13 protein-coding genes and 1 pseudogene are annotated in these 14,938 nt (G+C 72.9%); 6 read left to right on the forward strand and 8 right to left on the reverse strand.

Annotated elements, in window-relative coordinates; all coding sequences use genetic code 11:
- Position 1 precedes the first annotated feature (1 nt).
- The 3 genes from ACZ4D5_RS01510 to ACZ4D5_RS01520 all read right to left on the reverse strand — a co-directional run bounded on the left by ACZ4D5_RS01510 (position 2) and on the right by ACZ4D5_RS01520 (position 3,845).
- Positions 2 to 652, reverse strand: coding sequence for a hypothetical protein (locus tag ACZ4D5_RS01510; protein WP_467770290.1), 651 nt, complete (start codon positions 650 to 652; stop codon positions 2 to 4).
- Positions 653 to 817: 165 nt separating this feature from the next.
- Positions 818 to 2,581: a glycoside hydrolase family 3 protein gene (locus ACZ4D5_RS01515; RefSeq protein ID WP_467771463.1), complete on the reverse strand. Its 1,764-nt coding sequence runs from the start codon at positions 2,579 to 2,581 to the stop codon at positions 818 to 820.
- A gap of 367 nt (positions 2,582 to 2,948) precedes the next feature.
- Positions 2,949 to 3,845 carry a LysR family transcriptional regulator gene (locus ACZ4D5_RS01520; RefSeq protein ID WP_467770291.1) on the reverse strand — a complete coding sequence of 299 codons (897 nt, stop codon included), beginning with the start codon at positions 3,843 to 3,845 and terminating at the stop codon, positions 2,949 to 2,951.
- 90 nt (positions 3,846 to 3,935) lie between these two features.
- Between ACZ4D5_RS01520 and ACZ4D5_RS01525 the strand changes: the two genes are divergently transcribed.
- Complete coding sequence (locus ACZ4D5_RS01525; protein ID WP_467770292.1) at positions 3,936 to 4,937, forward strand: EamA family transporter; 1,002 nt, start codon at positions 3,936 to 3,938, stop codon at positions 4,935 to 4,937.
- Here the strand turns inward: ACZ4D5_RS01525 and ACZ4D5_RS01530 are convergent.
- From ACZ4D5_RS01530 to ACZ4D5_RS01540, 3 genes and pseudogenes are all read right to left on the reverse strand, one after another.
- Positions 4,918 to 5,604, reverse strand: a pseudogene (locus tag ACZ4D5_RS01530) (sugar phosphate isomerase/epimerase family protein); the annotation flags it as partial. The gene ACZ4D5_RS01525 and the pseudogene ACZ4D5_RS01530 overlap by 20 nt on opposite strands.
- A 31-nt stretch (positions 5,605 to 5,635) precedes the next feature.
- Positions 5,636 to 6,619 (reverse strand): bifunctional helix-turn-helix transcriptional regulator/GNAT family N-acetyltransferase, encoded by a 984-nt coding sequence (locus ACZ4D5_RS01535; protein ID WP_467770293.1) that lies wholly within the window; start codon positions 6,617 to 6,619, stop codon positions 5,636 to 5,638.
- Positions 6,620 to 6,700: 81 nt separating this feature from the next.
- On the reverse strand, positions 6,701 to 6,877 hold the full coding sequence (locus ACZ4D5_RS01540) for a hypothetical protein (protein WP_467770294.1): 177 nt from the start codon (positions 6,875 to 6,877) through the stop codon (positions 6,701 to 6,703).
- Between ACZ4D5_RS01540 and ACZ4D5_RS01545 the strand changes: the two genes are divergently transcribed.
- Entirely contained in the window at positions 6,852 to 7,163 is a 312-nt protein-coding gene (locus ACZ4D5_RS01545; protein ID WP_467770295.1) for a hypothetical protein, read from the forward strand. The two genes, ACZ4D5_RS01540 and ACZ4D5_RS01545, sit on opposite strands and share 26 nt — an antisense overlap.
- Positions 7,164 to 7,403: 240 nt before the next feature.
- Here ACZ4D5_RS01545 and ACZ4D5_RS01550 read toward each other — a convergent pair whose 3' ends face one another.
- Positions 7,404 to 8,447 carry a LacI family DNA-binding transcriptional regulator gene (locus ACZ4D5_RS01550; RefSeq protein ID WP_467770296.1) on the reverse strand — a complete coding sequence of 348 codons (1,044 nt, stop codon included), beginning with the start codon at positions 8,445 to 8,447 and terminating at the stop codon, positions 7,404 to 7,406.
- Between the two features lie 135 nt (positions 8,448 to 8,582).
- Here ACZ4D5_RS01550 and ACZ4D5_RS01555 point away from each other — a divergent pair, with 135 nt between their 5' ends.
- The 3 genes from ACZ4D5_RS01555 to ACZ4D5_RS01565 are packed head-to-tail and all read left to right on the forward strand — an operon-like array spanning position 8,583 to position 11,748.
- Positions 8,583 to 9,743, forward strand: coding sequence for a Gfo/Idh/MocA family protein (locus ACZ4D5_RS01555; protein ID WP_467770297.1), 1,161 nt, complete (start codon positions 8,583 to 8,585; stop codon positions 9,741 to 9,743).
- On the forward strand, positions 9,740 to 10,909 hold the full coding sequence (locus ACZ4D5_RS01560; protein ID WP_467770298.1) for a dihydrodipicolinate synthase family protein: 1,170 nt from the start codon (positions 9,740 to 9,742) through the stop codon (positions 10,907 to 10,909). The genes ACZ4D5_RS01555 and ACZ4D5_RS01560 overlap by 4 nt, the downstream gene beginning before the upstream one ends.
- Positions 10,906 to 11,748, forward strand: a complete 843-nt coding sequence (locus tag ACZ4D5_RS01565; RefSeq protein ID WP_467770299.1) for a sugar phosphate isomerase/epimerase family protein — start codon at positions 10,906 to 10,908, stop codon at positions 11,746 to 11,748. The genes ACZ4D5_RS01560 and ACZ4D5_RS01565 overlap by 4 nt, the downstream gene beginning before the upstream one ends.
- Before the next feature lie 33 nt (positions 11,749 to 11,781).
- Here the strand turns inward: ACZ4D5_RS01565 and ACZ4D5_RS01570 are convergent, their stop codons facing one another.
- Positions 11,782 to 12,333 (reverse strand): DUF937 domain-containing protein, encoded by a 552-nt coding sequence (locus tag ACZ4D5_RS01570; RefSeq protein WP_467770300.1) that lies wholly within the window; start codon positions 12,331 to 12,333, stop codon positions 11,782 to 11,784.
- Between the two features lie 316 nt (positions 12,334 to 12,649).
- Between ACZ4D5_RS01570 and recD2 the strand changes: the two genes are divergently transcribed.
- Positions 12,650 to 14,884: an SF1B family DNA helicase RecD2 gene (gene recD2 / locus ACZ4D5_RS01575; RefSeq protein WP_467770301.1), complete on the forward strand. Its 2,235-nt coding sequence runs from the start codon at positions 12,650 to 12,652 to the stop codon at positions 14,882 to 14,884.
- Positions 14,885 to 14,938: the final 54 nt, after the last annotated feature.

Genomic DNA, 14,938 nt, shown 5'->3' on the forward strand with positions numbered 1-14,938 from the left:
CTCACACCCGCACCGCACACCCGACGGGCCTGTCGCCGCCCAGCGTCACGTAGAGCTGGGTGGCGGCGGGGCACCGGGACCGCTCCGTCACCGCCGACGTCACGCGGTACTCGGGCTTCCGCTTGCCGGAGCCGTCGCAGGCCGTCTCCCGCACCTCGCCGCGCCCCGCCCCGTACACGCAGTCCCCGACGACGGTCCGCGGACCGCCGCCGCGGCCGGGGTCGCCGGGGTGCGGCGGCTCCAGGTTCCGCATGCACGCGTAGCCCTGCGGGACCTCGCCGTCGCCGTCCTCGTCCACCGCGGGCCTGCTCTCGCTGATGTGCAGCACGAAGTCCGTGCGCGCGGGGCAGTTCGGGCCCTCCTTGACCTTGCCGTCGTAGCGCGCGAGGACGCGCGCGGCCGCCCGCTCGCTGGTGCACGGCACCTCGGTGAACGTCTCGCGCCCGCGCGAACTGCACTCGTCGACGGCGAGGAAGACCGCGCCGATGCCGGTGGGGCGCGAGGCGGCGGGCGCCTGGTCGCCGGTCCGCTCCGAGGGGGAGTCGTCGGTTCCGCCGGACTTCTGGCAGCCGGCCAGTGACGCCGCCGCGAGCAGCAGCGCGCAGACCACCCCCACGGCCGCACGCGGCCGCGCCGTGTTGCAGGCGAGCATGGCAATCCCCCCGATATGTGCACCCAGCGTGACGCGCCGGAGCGGGCGCACGCCAGGTGCGCGGGGGGCTTTGGGTCTCTTGGGGGTGGTGTGTCGGTGGGGCGGCGTACGCCTTGATACGTCCGTGTCGGTCTGCGCGAGTACGTCCGCGTCAGTACGCCTGTGTCAGTACGTCAGGCCGTGGCCGATCGGGTACAGCTCCCGCGTCGGGTCGTCCGCCCGCCGCACCGGTACGGGCAGCCGCCCCCGGGGCGCGGCGCGGCCGGCGATCACCCGTGCCGCGGCGCGGAGTTCGACGTCCGTCCAGCAGTACGAGGCGAGGGCGGCGTCCACGGGCGGCAGGTGCGCCACGTCGTAGGGGTTGCGGATGGCGAGGGTGATGACGGGGACGCCGGTGGCCTTGAGGGCGGCGACGAGGGCGGCCTGACCGTTCGGGTCACCGTCCTCGTGGGGGTCCGTCGCCTGGTGGGCGCGGGCGTGGGTGGCCAGCGCCGTGTTCGCCGCCTGGGTGTTGTCCTTCGTGGCGGCGTGGGTGGTGATGTTGTACGTGGCGACGAGCACCGCGTCCTGGCCCCGCGCGGCCGCCACCGCCTTCTCGACCGTGGCGGTGTCGGGCGCCGTGCCCGTGGACAGGGCGCTCGCGCGAAAGCCCAGGCCGGTCAGGGTGTCGGCGAGGACGGTGGTGGGCGGGCCCGTGGTGCCGGACGGCGAGCGCGGATCCGCGCCGACGACCAGGACGCCGGGGCGGGTGCCGGGGGAGAGGGGGAGCAGGCCTTCGGGGTTGGCCAGGAGGGTCGTGGTGGCCTCGGCGATGCGGTCGGCGGCGGCGAGATGGGCGGGGGAGCCGACGACGGTGTCGACGGAGTCGGTGTCGACCTCGGCGGGGGGCTCGTCCAAAAGCCCCACCCTCGCCTTCATCCGCAGGACCCGCAGGACCGACTCGTCGATGCGCTCCTCCGTCAGCTCGCCCTCCGCGACGGCCTGGAGCACCGCGTTCCACGCGACCTCCGGCTGGGGCGGGTTCAGGAGCTGGTCGGCGCCCGCCTTCAGGGCGAGCACGGCCACGCGGTCGTCGCCGTACTTCGTGCGGACGCCGCGCATGGCGAGCGAGTCGGTGGCGATGACGCCGTCGAAGCCGAGTTCCTCGCGGAGGATGCCGGTCAGGATCGGGTGGGAGAGCGTCGCGGGGTCGCCGGAGGGGTCGAGGGCGGGCACCACGATGTGCGCGGTCATGACCGAGTCGACGCCGGCCGCGATGGCCGCGCGGAACGGCGGGGCGTCGTGGCGGTCCCACTCCTCGCGGGTGTGGTGGATGTGCGGCAGTTCGGTGTGGCTGTCGTCGGTCGTGTCGCCGTGCCCGGGGAAGTGCTTGGCCGCGGTGGCGATGCCTGCGCTCCGGTAGCCCTCGACCTGCGCGGCCACGAAGCCGGCGACCGCTTCGGCGTCGGCGCCGAAGGAGCGTACGCCGATGACCGGGTTGGCGGGGTCGACGTTCACGTCGGCGTCCGGGGCGTGGTCCTGGTGGATGCCGAGGGCGCGGAGCTCGGTGCCGGCGATGCGGGCGGCCTCGCGGGCGTGGTCGTGCGAGCCGGAGGCGCCGATGGCCATGGCGCCGGGGAGCAGGGTGGCGGGGGCGCCGATGCGGGCGACGGCGCCGTGCTCCTGGTCGACGGAGATCAGGACGGGGACGGCGGGGGCGGCCTTCTGGATGCCGCGGGAGAGCTCGGCGATCTGGTGCGGGGTGCGGGTGTTGTGGGCCCAGCCGAAGTAGATGATGCCGCCGAGGTGGTAGCGGGCGATCAGCTCTGCGGCGTCGCGGACACCGCTCTCGCGGAGGTTGGTGTCGACGTCGGCCTGGTCCGGGTCGGTGGCGGTGTGGCCGTACACGTGCATCACGAAGAGCTGGCCGACCTTTTCCTCCAGGGACATCGTGCCAATGAGGGCGCGGAGCCCGCGGTCGCGGTCGTCTGGGTGGGGCACCTGAGCTCCTGCGGGCTGGAGGGAACTTCTCGGAGCTACGGATATCCCGAAGATTTCTGCCGGTCAAGGGAGGTGTGAGGGGGGCGCGAGGGGAGGGCCGCGGGGGAGGGGCCGTCACCGGCGCTGTCTGGAGGGGGCGCACCGGTGACGGCGAGCTGCCGGCCGCAGGCGGCGGAGAGGGTGGTCAGCGTTCGCAGCCAGCAGCGATGCCGACACCGCCTTGCGGAGACTCACCGGCAGCTGCCGGTTGGACGAGGGGGCGGGCGCCTGGGTTCCCGACCGGGGCCCGGATTCGGCAAGTTGGTGCGAGGGTCGGTCACTTGGGCCAGTGCGACTGCAGGGCGCCGACCGTGGCCGCGATGGCCGGGCGACGCGAGGCACCCGTGCGCCACAGCGCGTAGAGGCGGCGGACCGGCAGGGGGTCCAGGGACACCGTGACCGCGCCGTCGGGGACGGGCCCGCGGCCCAGGCGGGGGATCAGAGCGATGCCGAGGCCCGCCGCGACCAGCGCGACCAGCGTCGGGTTCTCCTCCGCCTGGTGGGCGATGTCGGGCTCGCACCCCGCCTCCCGCAGCGTGCGCACCAGCCACTCGTGGCAGACGAGGCCCGGCGGCTGCGTGATCCAGCGCTCCGCCTTCAGTTCTTCACGGCGTACGGAACCACGTCCCGCGAGCCGGTGCCCCACCGGCACCACCAGATCGCAGAGGTCGTCGCCGATCACCGCCTGCTCGACCCCCGCGGGCGTCGGCAGCGGCGCGATGTCCCAGTCGTGGACGACCGCCACGTCGACCGCCCCCTTGGCCACCAGGTCGATGGACAGATGCGGGTCGATCTCCGACATGCGGGCGTCGAGCGCCGGATGGCGCCGGGCCAGGTCCGCGAGGACCCCGGGCAGCAGACCCCGCGCCGCCGAGGCGAACGCGGCGATCGTGAGGCGCCCCGCCGGAACCCCGCGCCGCTCTTCGAGCTCGGTCTCCGCGCGTTCGACGATGGCCATCAACTGCCGTGCGGTGTCGGCGAGATGGAGCGCCTCCTCGGTGAGCGCCACGCCTCTGCCCCGGCGCTCCAGGAGTGTCGTACGCGTCTCCCGTTCCAGCTTGGCTATCTGCTGGGACACCGCGGACGGCGTGTAGCCGAGCGCGGTGGCGGCCGCGCCGACGGTGCCGTGCACGGAGACGGCGTGCAGGGCGCGGAGCCGGGCGAGATCGAGCACGTGGGCCTCCTTGTTCATTAGCGTTGCTTCATCCAACCATGCAGAGATCCGCGCTGGTGCTACACGGTCGTGCCGGGTGATCCTCTCCGTATGCGACCCGCACATGTCTTTCTGGCCGTCCTCGTCGCCGCCGTCTGGGGCGTCAACTTCGTCGTGATCGAGGTGGGCCTCGGCCACTTTCCGCCGCTGCTCTTCTCCGCCCTCCGCTTCCTCGTCGCGGCGCTGCCCGCCGTCTTCTTCGTGGGCAGGCCGAAGGTGGCGTGGAAGTGGATCGTGGGGGTCGGACTCGTCCTGGGGGTCGCCAAGTTCGGGCTGCTGTTCATCGGGATGGACGCGGGGATGCCGGCCGGGCTCTCGTCGCTCGTCCTGCAGATCCAGGCCGTCTTCACCGCCCTCTTCGCCTTCGTGGCCCTCGGCGAACGGCCCGGTCGCCTACGGGTGGCGGGCATGGTCACGGCCCTCGCCGGGATCGTTGTCGCGGCGGTGGACGAGGGCGAGAGCGGGCCGCTCACCGCGTTCGCGCTGCTGATCGGCGCGGCGGCCTGCTGGGGCGTCTCCAACGTCCTCACCCGCAAGGCGTCGCCGCCGGACTCCCTGAACTTCATGGTGTGGGTGAGCACCGTCCCCGTACTGCCGCTGCTCGCCCTCTCGTTGCTCCTCGAAGGGCCCTCCAGGGACCTCGCGGCGCTGCGCTCCCTGGACTGGTCGGGCGCGGGCATCATCGTGTACGTCGCCTGGATCACGACGGTCTTCGGCTTCGGCGCCTGGGGCTACCTCCTGCGCCGCCACCCCGCGTCCACGGTCGCCCCGTTCTCCTTGCTGGTCCCGGTCTTCGGCATGACGTCGGCAGCCGTGGTCCTGAACGAATCGGTGAGCGGTCTGAGGTGGTGCGCGGCGGCACTGCTGGTGGGGGGAGTCGCCCTCACCTCGCTGTCGGGCGCCGCCCGCCCCGGTGGCGTCAGCCCGATCGGGTCACCAGCCGTGACAGCACCTCACGACCAGGCCCCAGCAGCCCCTCCAGCGGCGCGGCCCCCTCGTACCACCGCTTCTCGTACTCCCAGCACAGCCACCCCTCCCACCCCGCCCCGGTGAGCAACTCCACGCACTCGCCCAGCGGCAGTACCCCCGCCCCCAGCGCGAGCGGCGTCGTGTCGTCCTTCGAGGCGACGTCCTTCACCTGGACGTACCCGAGATAGGGAGAGAGCGCGGCGAAGCTCTCGGCGGGCGCCTCGTCGCCGAGCCAGGTGTGCATCACGTCCCACAGCGCGCCGACCTGCCGGTGCCCGACCGTCCCGAGGACACGGGTGACGTCCGCGCCGGTGCGGTGCGAGTCGTGGGTCTCCAGCAGGATGCGTACGCCGGCGTCCGCCGCGTGCCGCGCCGCCGTGCCGAGTCGCCGTGCGGCCGTCGCGTCGGCCTCGACCGCGCTCTGCTCCGTGCCGCCGCCGGGGAAGACGCGGAGGAAGGGGGCGCCCAGGTCGCGCGCGAGGGCGACGAGGGAACGTATCTCGTCGAGGACGGGTTCGTCGTCGCCGGGCGCCGCCACGTGCGCGTACCCGGCGATGCCGACGATCTCGACGCCCGCCGCCTTGAACTCGGCGGCCACGTCGGCCCGTTCGACCAGGCCGAGCCCCGGGTGCACCGGCTCCTCCGGGTGGGCGCGGAGCTCCACGCCGTGGTAGCCGTGGGCGGTGGCGAGCCGGAGCACATCGGGGACGGGCAGACCGGGCACGCCGAGGGTGGAGAAGGCGAATTTCATGGGACCGACAGTAGGCGGCGTGCGGGCATGGTCAACCCCGCCGCTCGTGCAGCGGAAGCCGCCAGTCCTGTCCGACGAGGTCGGCGCCGAAGGAGCGGTGGGGCTTCTCGGCGACGAGGACGAAGCCGTGGCGGCGGTAGATGGCGCGGGCCGACGCCAGCACGTCGTTGGTCCACAGGGTCAGCTCGCGGTAGCCCACGCCGCGCGCGAACTCCACGCAGGCGGCGACCAGTTGGTCCCCGATGCCGAGGCCGCGCGCGTCCGGTTCGACGAGCAGGAGCCGCAGCCGCGCCACCCCCGGCGCCTCGTCCCGTACGCACATCACGCACCCCACCGGCCGCCCGTCGAGTTCGGCGATCCACACGCGCTCCAGGTGGGGGTCGTGGTCCTGGGCGAAGTCGGCGACGATGCGGGCGACCAGGCCCTCGTAGTCGGCGTTCCAGCCGAACTCGGCCGCGTACACCGCGGCGTTGCGCTGCACGATCCACCCGAGGTCGCCCGCTCCCGGCTCCCTGAGCAGGACGCTCTCGCGGCGCCGGGGGCGCCCCGCGGTATGGGTGAGGATCTCCCGGACGGTGCGCATGGCCGCGGCGAGGCGGGTCCGCTCGGCGGCGGGCACCTCGGCGAGCAGCGAGCCGACCGATTCCCGCGAGCGCTCGTCGAGGAGGTCGGCGGCCTCGCGCCCGCGCGCGGTGAGGGTGATGCGCTGGCGGCGCGGATCGGGCGCGGAGGGTGCCCGCTCCACCAGGCCGTCCCGTTCGAACTTGGCGAGCAGGCGGCTCAAGTACCCAGCGTCCAGGGAGAGTTCGGCCCGCAGGTCGGCGGCGTCGGTGCGCGGCGCGTGCGCGAGTTCGTACAGGACGCGGGACTCGGTGAGGGTGTACGGAACGTACAGGTGGCGGCTGTAGTCGAGCGCGCCGATGAGGTTGGTGTAGAACCGGTTGAAGGCCCGCATCTCATGGATGGGCGTACGCGGCGCCGATGCGGGTGAGGGTGTCGGGGAGGGTTTCGTCATGCGGATCGCTCCGGGTCGCCTTTGACTGAGTCAACGGTACGTCGGAGCGGCGACGCCGGGAACCCTCCGTGCCGGAGCCGCTCAGAGGAAGGCGAGTCGCGCCCCCGGCGCCGCGAACGCCGCGGCGAAGGTGCGCCGCATCCAACTCACCACGCGCGGGCGCGAGATGACGTGACTGCGCATCGCCGCGGCGAAGCGGCCGTACGCCACGAAGACCACGAACGTGATCAGCATGAAGTACGCGCTCAGCTCCGTCATGCGCAGGAACGCGATGATCGAGGCGATCGGGACGCGACTGCCGGACGCGGTCGTGCACGGCGCCGCCGGGGGCCTGCACCTGACGATCACCTTCGGCGACGACGCGTACGACGGCTCCGACGCCGCCCTCGCCGCCGCCGCGCTCGCCCGCGGCGTCAAGGTGCACCCGCTGTCCTGGCACCCCCAACTCCCGCACGCCCCGGGCCTGGTCCTCGGTTACGCGGCGAGCACGCCCACGGAGATCGCGGAGGGGGTGACGGCGCTGGGGCGGCTGATGACCGCATAACCGCTCCGGAGGGGCGCGGGGGACTGTGCGCCCAGCCACGAGCACCCGCGGCGGGTGGGCCGCAGGGGTGGGCGCGGGCCCAGATGACCGCTCCGGAGGGGCGCGGGGAACTGCGCGCCCAGCCACGACGCACCCGCGGCGGGCGAACCACAGCGGGGCGCGCTGGCCCGGGTGGCCTGAGGCGTCCGAACGGGGGCGCCCCCCCGTGACGTGCCGCACCACCTCACCCCAGTGGAACGCTCAGCGCGGCGCCGCCGTCGACCCCCGCACCATCAACTCCCTGTGCACCGTGGCCACTTGGCCCGGCGGAGGCTTCTCCTTGCTCATGGCGATGCGGCCCGCCCGCGCGCCCGCCTCGTGCAGCGGCAGGCGCACCGTCGTGAGGGCGGGGACCGCGTCGATGCTGAACGGCAGGTCGTCGAAGCCCGCCACCGACACGTCGTCGGGGATGCGCAGGCCCTTGTCGCGCAGGGCCGCGCAGGCGCCGAGCGCCACCGTGTCGTTGGCGGCGACCACGGCCGTCAGGTCGGGGGCGCGGCGCAGGAGTTCGTCCGTGGCGTCGTAGCCGGAGCGCCGGTCGTAGGGGCCGTGGACGGTCAGCGCCGGGTCGTCCCCGATGCCGCGCGCGGCGAGCGCCGCCCGGTGGCCCTCCAGGCGGTGCCGGGTGGTCGTGCGCTCCTCGGGGCCCGCGATGTAGCCGATGCGCCGGTGGCCGAGGCTCAGCAGGTGTTCCGTCAACTGCTGCCCGCCGCCGCGGTTGTCGAAGGTGAGCGCCACCGCGTCGGTGCCCGGCACGGGCGGCCGCCCGCACAGCACCACCCGGGTGCCCGCCTCCGCGAGGCGCCGCAGCTTGCCTGCGATGGCGGCGGCGTGCTCGGCGTCCTCGACCGCGCCGCCGGTCAGGATCACCGCGGCGGCGCGTTGGCGCTGAAGCAGCGTGAGGTAGGTGAGTTCGCGCTCCGGGGAGCCGCCCGTGTTGCAGACCACCGCCATGCGCTCCCCGCCCGCGCGCCCGCCGGGCCCGCCGATCTCGGACTGCACGGCGCTCGCCATGATCCCGAAGAAGGGGTCCGCGATGTCGTTGACGAGGATGCCGACCAGGTCGGACGTGGCCGCGGCGAGGGCGCTCGCGGGACCGTTCAGGACGTACTCCAGGTCGTCCACGGCCCGCAGCACGCGCTCGCGCGTGGCCGCCGCCACGGGGTAGTTGCCGTTCAGCACGCGGGAGACGGTGGCGGGGGAGACCTGCGCACGGGCCGCCACGTCCGCCAGGGTCACGGTCATCTCGTCGTCCTCCGGTCACCCGTGTCGTCGCCCCCGGTCACCGCTGTCGACCGGAGCCCTTGTCCCCACCTTGTGCGGCAGGCTAGCTTGCCCTGGGATAGAAAGCGCTTGCTAAGCCCCTACGGAGGGACTTTCGTGACACGCAAGACGGTGCGCATCGCCATGAACGGCGTCACGGGACGCATGGGTCACCGCCAGCACCTGGTCCGCTCGATCCTCGCCCTGCGCGACCAGGGCGGCCTCGACATCGGCGACGGCACCGTGCTGTGGCCCGAGCCCGTCCTGGTGGGCCGCAGGGAGCACGCCCTGCGCGCACTCGCCGACGCGTACGGCCTGGAGCACTGCTCGACCGACCTCGACGCGGTCCTCGCCGACCCGTCCGTGGACATCTACTTCGACGCGCAGGTCACCTCGGCCCGCGAGGACGCCCTCAAGAAGGCCGTCGCGGCCGGAAAGCACGTCTACACCGAGAAGCCGAGCGCGACCGGCTTCGCCGGCGCCCTGCAGCTCGCGCGCCTGGCGCGGGACGCCGGCATCAAGCACGGAGTCGTCCAGGACAAGCTCTTTCTGCCGGGCCTGCTCAAGCTGAGGCGGCTCATCGACGGCGGCTTCTTCGGCCGGATCCTGTCGGTCCGCGGCGAGTTCGGATACTGGGTCTTCGAGGGCGACTGGCAGCACGCCCAGCGCCCCTCCTGGAACTACCGCGCCGAGGACGGCGGCGGCATCGTCGTCGACATGTTCCCGCACTGGGAGTACGTCCTGCACGAGCTGTTCGGCCGCGTCCGCAGCGTCCAGGCGCTGACCGCCACGCACATCCCGCAGCGCTGGGACGAACGCGCCAGGCCCTACGACGCCACCGCCGACGACGCCGCGTACGGCATCTTCGAGCTGGACGGCGGCGCGATCGCGCAGATCAACTCCTCCTGGGCGGTGCGGGTCAACCGCGACGAGCTGGTCGAGTTCCAGGTCGACGGCACCGAGGGCTCGGCCGTCGCGGGGCTGCGCAACTGCCGCGTACAGCACAGGAGTACGACCCCCAAGCCGGTCTGGAACCCGGACCTGCCCGCCGCCCACTCCTTCCGCGACCAGTGGCAGGAGGTCCCCGACAACCAGGGGCCCGAAGGGTTCGGCAACGGCTTCAAGGCGCAGTGGGAGCTCTTCCTCAGGCACGTGTACGCCGACGCGCCCTACCACTGGGACCTTCTCGCGGGCGCGCGCGGCGTCCAACTCGCCGAGCTGGGCCTGAAGTCCTCGGCCGAGGGCCGCCGCCTCGACGTCCCGGAGATCGAACTGTGAGCACCCAGGGCACCGTGCTGCTCCCGCGCGCGGGAGGCGGTACGTACGCGTACACGCCCCGCGCCGACGCCGCCCCGCAGCCGTCCGGAGGCACCCCGTTCACCTCCCGCACGGTCTTCGCCGCCGCCCACGTGGTCGCCGACCCGTACGCGGACGTGTCGCCGGACGGACCCGCCGCCGTCGACTGGGAGGCCACCCTCGCCTTCCGCCGCCACCTGTGGTCGCACGGCCTGGGCGTCGCCGAGGCCATGGACACCGCCCAGCGCGGCATGGGCCTGGACTGGGCGGGCGCCGCCGAGCTCATCCGGCGCTCGGCCGCCGAGGCGAAGGCGGCCGGGGGGCGGATCGCGTGCGGCGTGGGCACGGACCAACTGGCCCTGCCCGCACCCCTGTCGCAGGTCAGGGAGGCGTACGAGGAGCAGCTCGCCCTCGTGGAGTCGGCCGGCGCGCAGGCGGTCCTGATGGCGTCGAGGGCCCTGGCCGCCGCGGCCACCGCACCGGACGACTACCTGGAGACGTACGGCCACCTGCTGCGCCAGGCCGCCGAGCCGGTGATCCTGCACTGGCTCGGCCCGATGTTCGACCCGGCCCTGGAGGGCTACTGGGGCTCGGCCGACCTGGACGCGGCGACGGAGACCTTCCTCGAAGTGATCGCCGCCCACCCCGGCAAGGTCGACGGCATCAAGGTCTCGCTCCTGGACGCGGACCGCGAGATCGCCCTGCGCCGCCGTCTGCCCGACGGCGTGCGCTGCTACACCGGCGACGACTTCCACTACCCCGAGCTGATCGCGGGCGACGACCGCGGCTTCAGCCACGCCCTGCTCGGCATCTTCGACCCGCTGGGACCGCTGGCGGCGCGGGCGGTGCGGGCGCTCGACACGGGGGACGCGCAGCGGTTCCGTGAACTCCTCGACCCCACCGTCGAGTTGTCCCGCCACCTCTTCCAGGCCCCCACCCGCTACTACAAGACCGGCGTTGTGCTCCTTGCCTGGCTCGCCGGACACCAGAGTCACTTCACGATGGTGGGCGGCCTGCAGGCGGCCCGCTCGCTCCCGCACCTGGCCCGCGCCTACGAACTCGCCGACGGGCTCGGCCTGTTCCCCGACCCTTCCCTGGCGGCGTCCCGCATGCGCGCGCTGCTCACGGTCCACGGAGTCCCGCAATGAACGCCGCTCAGCCCTTGCCCTTGTCCCGTCTCAGCATCAACCAGGAGACCATCAAGCAGTGGTCGCTCCCCGAACTCGCCGAGGGGTGCGTCAAGGAGGGCGTCGGCGCGGTCGGTCTGTGGCGGGCGCCGGTCCAGGAGTACGGCGTCGAACGCGCCGCCCGTCTGGTGCGGGACGCCGGGCTCACGGTGACGAGCCTGTGCCGGGGCGGCTTCTTCACGGACCTCGACGAGGCGGCACGCGCGCGTGCCCTGGACGACAACCGCGCGGCGATCGACGAGGCGGCGACCCTCGGCACGGACACGCTGGTCCTGGTCTCGGGCGGCCTGCCGCCCGGCAGCAGGGACCTGGCGGGCGCACGCGAACGCGTCGCGGACGCACTCGCCCTCCTCGGCCCCTACGCCGAGGACCGCGGCGTACGCCTGGCCATCGAGCCCCTGCACCCGATGTTCGCCGCGGACCGCTGCGTGGTCTCCACCCTGTCCCAGGCGCTCGACCTCGCCGAACGCTTCCCCGCGCACCAGGTGGGCGTGGTCGTGGACACGTACCACGTCTGGTGGGACGACAAGGCCCCCGAGCAGATCGCACGGGCGGGCCGCGGCGGCCGCGTGCACGCCTTCCAACTGGCGGACTGGATCACGCCGTTGCCGGCGGGCGTCCTTGTGGGCCGCGGTCAACTGGGCGAGGGGAGCATCGACTTCACGTTCTTCCGCGACCAGGTGGAAACGGCGGGCTACACGGGCCCGATCGAGGTCGAGATCTTCAACGAGGCGCTGTGGGAAAGGGACGGCACGGAGGTGCTGCGGGAGACGGCGGAACGCTTCCGCACGCACGCGTGACGCGCGTTCCGTACGTCCGCGGAGCCGCGGCCGCTACTTCTTGCCGCCCAGGATCTGGCCCAGCAGGTCGCCGAGGCCGCCGCCCGAGGAGGCGGGCGCGGCCGATCCCGTGCCGGGGGCCTTCGCCTTGGCCGCGCGCTTGGTCAGGACCGCGAGGACTACGGGGATCAGCATCTCGATGACACGGGAGACCGTCGGCGCGGGGATGCCGGTCTTCTTGGAGACCGCGTTGGCCACCGGCTTGCTCATCTTCGCGAGCATGCCGGACATCATCCCGCCGGCGGCGAGACCGCCCAACCCGCCGAAGGCGGCGACGCCTTGGAGAGGCGCGTCGCCCTGCGCGGGCGCGTCGCCGACCTCGGCGAGGGCTCGGCGCGCCTCGTCGGCCTCCGCGGGGTCGTCCGCCGCGGCCTTGTCCTGGATGCCTCCGGAGAGCGCGGACACCGTGGTGCCCACGACGTCCTGCGCCCCGGCCGCGTCCGTGCCGAGCAGGCCCGCGATCTCCTGGAGCTTGTCGTCGCCGAGCTCGTTCAGCACGTCCTCCTCGAAGGACGGGGAGCCGGCGGCGTGGGAATCATCGCTCATGCCCCAAACGCTACGTCTGCCCCGGTTCATCAGCATCTGGAAGCCGTCCGGAAAACTCACCCACAACGCCGTGCAACCCTTCGGCCACCAGGCGTGTCGTACTTGGCGTCAGGACTTCCCGAGGGGGGATCCGGGGGGATTCGAGGGGGTTGCTGACAGGGGAGGGAAACGAGGGGCCCGGTCGACGGACCGGGCCCCTCGAAAAATGCCCGCACCCCGTGCCGCGCCTCAAAAACCGTCCACAGTCCGTGCCGCGAGCGGGCCCTGTTGTCCAGGGGCCGACCGCGTTGTCGGTGCCGGGCGGTAGCGTCGGATCATGTCGAGTCAAGCACCGGTGATGTCGGTGCTCGAGGGGGTCCTCGAGCGCATCACGTACGCCAACGAGGAGACCGGGTACACGGTCGCGCGCGTCGACACCGGCCGAGGCGGCGGCGACCTGCTCACCGTCGTCGGCTCACTGCTCGGCGCCCAGGTCGGCGAGTCGCTGCGGATGCAGGGCCGCTGGGGCTCCCATCCCCAGTACGGCAAGCAGTTCACCGTGGAGAACTACACGACGGTGCTGCCCGCCACCATCCAGGGCATCCGCCGCTATCTCGGCTCCGGCCTCATCAAGGGCATCGGCCCCGTGATGGCCGACCGCATCACCACCCACTTCGGCGTCGACACCCTCGACGTCATCGAGACCGAGCCCGAGCGGCTCGTCGAAGTCCCCGGCCTCGGACCCAAGCGGACCAAGATGATCGCCGCCGCCTGGGAGGAGCAGAAGGCCATCAAGGAGGTCATGGTCTTCCTCCAGGGAGTCGGCGTCTCCACCTCCATCGCCGTGCGCATCTACAAGAAGTACGCCGACGCCTCCATCTCCGTCGTGAAGAACGAGCCCTACCGCCTCGCCGCCGACGTCTGGGGCATCGGCTTCCTCACCGCCGACCGCATCGCCCAGTCCGTCGGCATCCCGCACGACAGCCCCGAGCGCGTCAAGGCCGGTCTGCAGTACGCCCTTTCGCAATCCACCGACCAGGGCAACTGCTACCTCCCCGAGGAGCGCCTCATCGCGGACGCGGTCAAACTGCTCCAGGTCGACACGGGCCTCGTCATCGACTGCCTCGCCGAACTGGCCGGAGAGGAGGAGGGCGTCGTCCGCGAATCCCTCCCCGACCCGGACGGCGGGGACGACATCACCGCCGTCTACCTCGTCCCCTTCCACCGCGCCGAACTCTCCCTGGCCGCCCAGCTGTCCCGCCTCCTGAAGACCGACGACGACCGCATGCCCGCCTTCCGCGACGTCGCCTGGGACAAGGCCCTCGCCTGGCTCGCGGACCGCACGGGCGCCGACCTGGCCCCCGAACAGGAGGCGGCGGTCAAGCTCGCGCTGACCCGGAAGGTCGCCGTCCTGACCGGCGGCCCCGGCTGCGGCAAGTCCTTCACGGTCCGCTCCGTCGTCGAGCTGGCCCGCGCCAAGAAGGCCAAGGTCGTCCTCGCCGCCCCCACGGGCCGCGCCGCCAAGCGCCTGGCCGAACTCACCGGCGCGGAGGCCTCCACCGTGCACCGCCTGCTCGAACTGAAACCCGGGGGCGACGCGGCGTACGACAAGGAGCGGCCGCTCGACGCCGACCTGGTCGTGGTCGACGAGGCCTCGATGCTCGACCTGCTCCTCGCCAACAAGCTGGTGAAGGCCGTCCCGCCGGGCGCCCACCTGCTCTTCGTCGGCGACGTGGACCAGCTGCCCAGCGTCGGCGCGGGCGAGGTCCTGCGGGACATGCTCGCTCCGGAGAGCCCGATCCCCGCCGTCCGCCTCACCCGCATCTTCCGGCAGGCCCAGGAGTCGGGCGTCGTCACCAACGCCCACCGCATCAACTCCGGCGTCCCGCCCCTGACCCAGGGCATGAAGGACTTCTTCCTCTTCGTCGAGGACGAGACGGAGGACGCGGGCCGCCTGACGGTGGACGTGGCCGCGCACCGCATCCCGCGGAAGTTCGGCCTCGACCCCCGGCGCGACGTCCAGGTCCTCGCCCCCATGCACCGCGGCCCCGCGGGCGCCGGCACCCTCAACGGCCTCCTCCAGCAGGCCATCACCCCCGCGCGGCCCGGCCTCGCCGAGAAGCGGTTCGGCGGCCGGGTGTTCCGCGTCGGCGACAAGGTCACCCAGATCCGCAACAACTACGAGAAGGGTCAGAACGGCGTCTTCAACGGCACGGTGGGCGTCGTCACCGCCCTCGACCCCGACGAGCAGCGGCTCACGGTCCTTACCGACGAGGACGAGGAAGTCCCCTACGACTTCGACGAACTGGACGAGCTCTCCCATGCCTACGCCGTGACGATCCACCGCTCCCAGGGCAGCGAGTACCCCGCGGTGGTGATCCCGGTCACCACAGGCGCCTGGATGATGCTGCAGCGCAATCTGCTCTACACCGCGGTGACGCGCGCCAAGAAGCTGGTCGTCCTCGTCGGTTCGCGCAAGGCTCTGGGTCAGGCAGTACGCACGGTGTCCGCGGGTAAGCGCTGTACGGCCCTGGATTTCAGGCTTTCGGGGCGCCGTGGGTCAGGCCCGTGACGATTTGATCGATCAAACGAGTCGGAAACGTCACACAGCACTTTCGGAACCGGG

The sequence above is a fragment of the Streptomyces sp. NPDC025651 genome (assembly GCF_055558735.1).

Bases quoted from the DNA above. Each gene is read 5' to 3' on its own strand.
- ACZ4D5_RS01510 (WP_467770290.1), bottom strand. From the start codon at position 652: ATGCTCGCCTGCAACACGGCGCGGCCGCGTGCGGCCGTGGGGGTGGTC.
- ACZ4D5_RS01515 (WP_467771463.1), bottom strand. From the start codon at position 2,581: ATGTCCCTGGAGGAAAAGGTCGGCCAGCTCTTCGTGATGCACGTGTAC.
- ACZ4D5_RS01525 (WP_467770292.1), top strand. From the start codon at position 3,936: ATGCGACCCGCACATGTCTTTCTGGCCGTCCTCGTCGCCGCCGTCTGG.
- ACZ4D5_RS01535 (WP_467770293.1), bottom strand. From the start codon at position 6,619: ATGACGAAACCCTCCCCGACACCCTCACCCGCATCGGCGCCGCGTACG.
- ACZ4D5_RS01545 (WP_467770295.1), top strand. From the start codon at position 6,852: ATGAAGTACGCGCTCAGCTCCGTCATGCGCAGGAACGCGATGATCGAG.
- ACZ4D5_RS01540 (WP_467770294.1), bottom strand. From the start codon at position 6,877: ATGACGGAGCTGAGCGCGTACTTCATGCTGATCACGTTCGTGGTCTTC.
- ACZ4D5_RS01550 (WP_467770296.1), bottom strand. From the start codon at position 8,447: ATGACCGTGACCCTGGCGGACGTGGCGGCCCGTGCGCAGGTCTCCCCC.
- ACZ4D5_RS01565 (WP_467770299.1), top strand. From the start codon at position 10,906: ATGAACGCCGCTCAGCCCTTGCCCTTGTCCCGTCTCAGCATCAACCAG.
- ACZ4D5_RS01570 (WP_467770300.1), bottom strand. From the start codon at position 12,333: ATGAGCGATGATTCCCACGCCGCCGGCTCCCCGTCCTTCGAGGAGGAC.
- recD2 (WP_467770301.1), top strand. From the start codon at position 12,650: ATGTCGAGTCAAGCACCGGTGATGTCGGTGCTCGAGGGGGTCCTCGAG.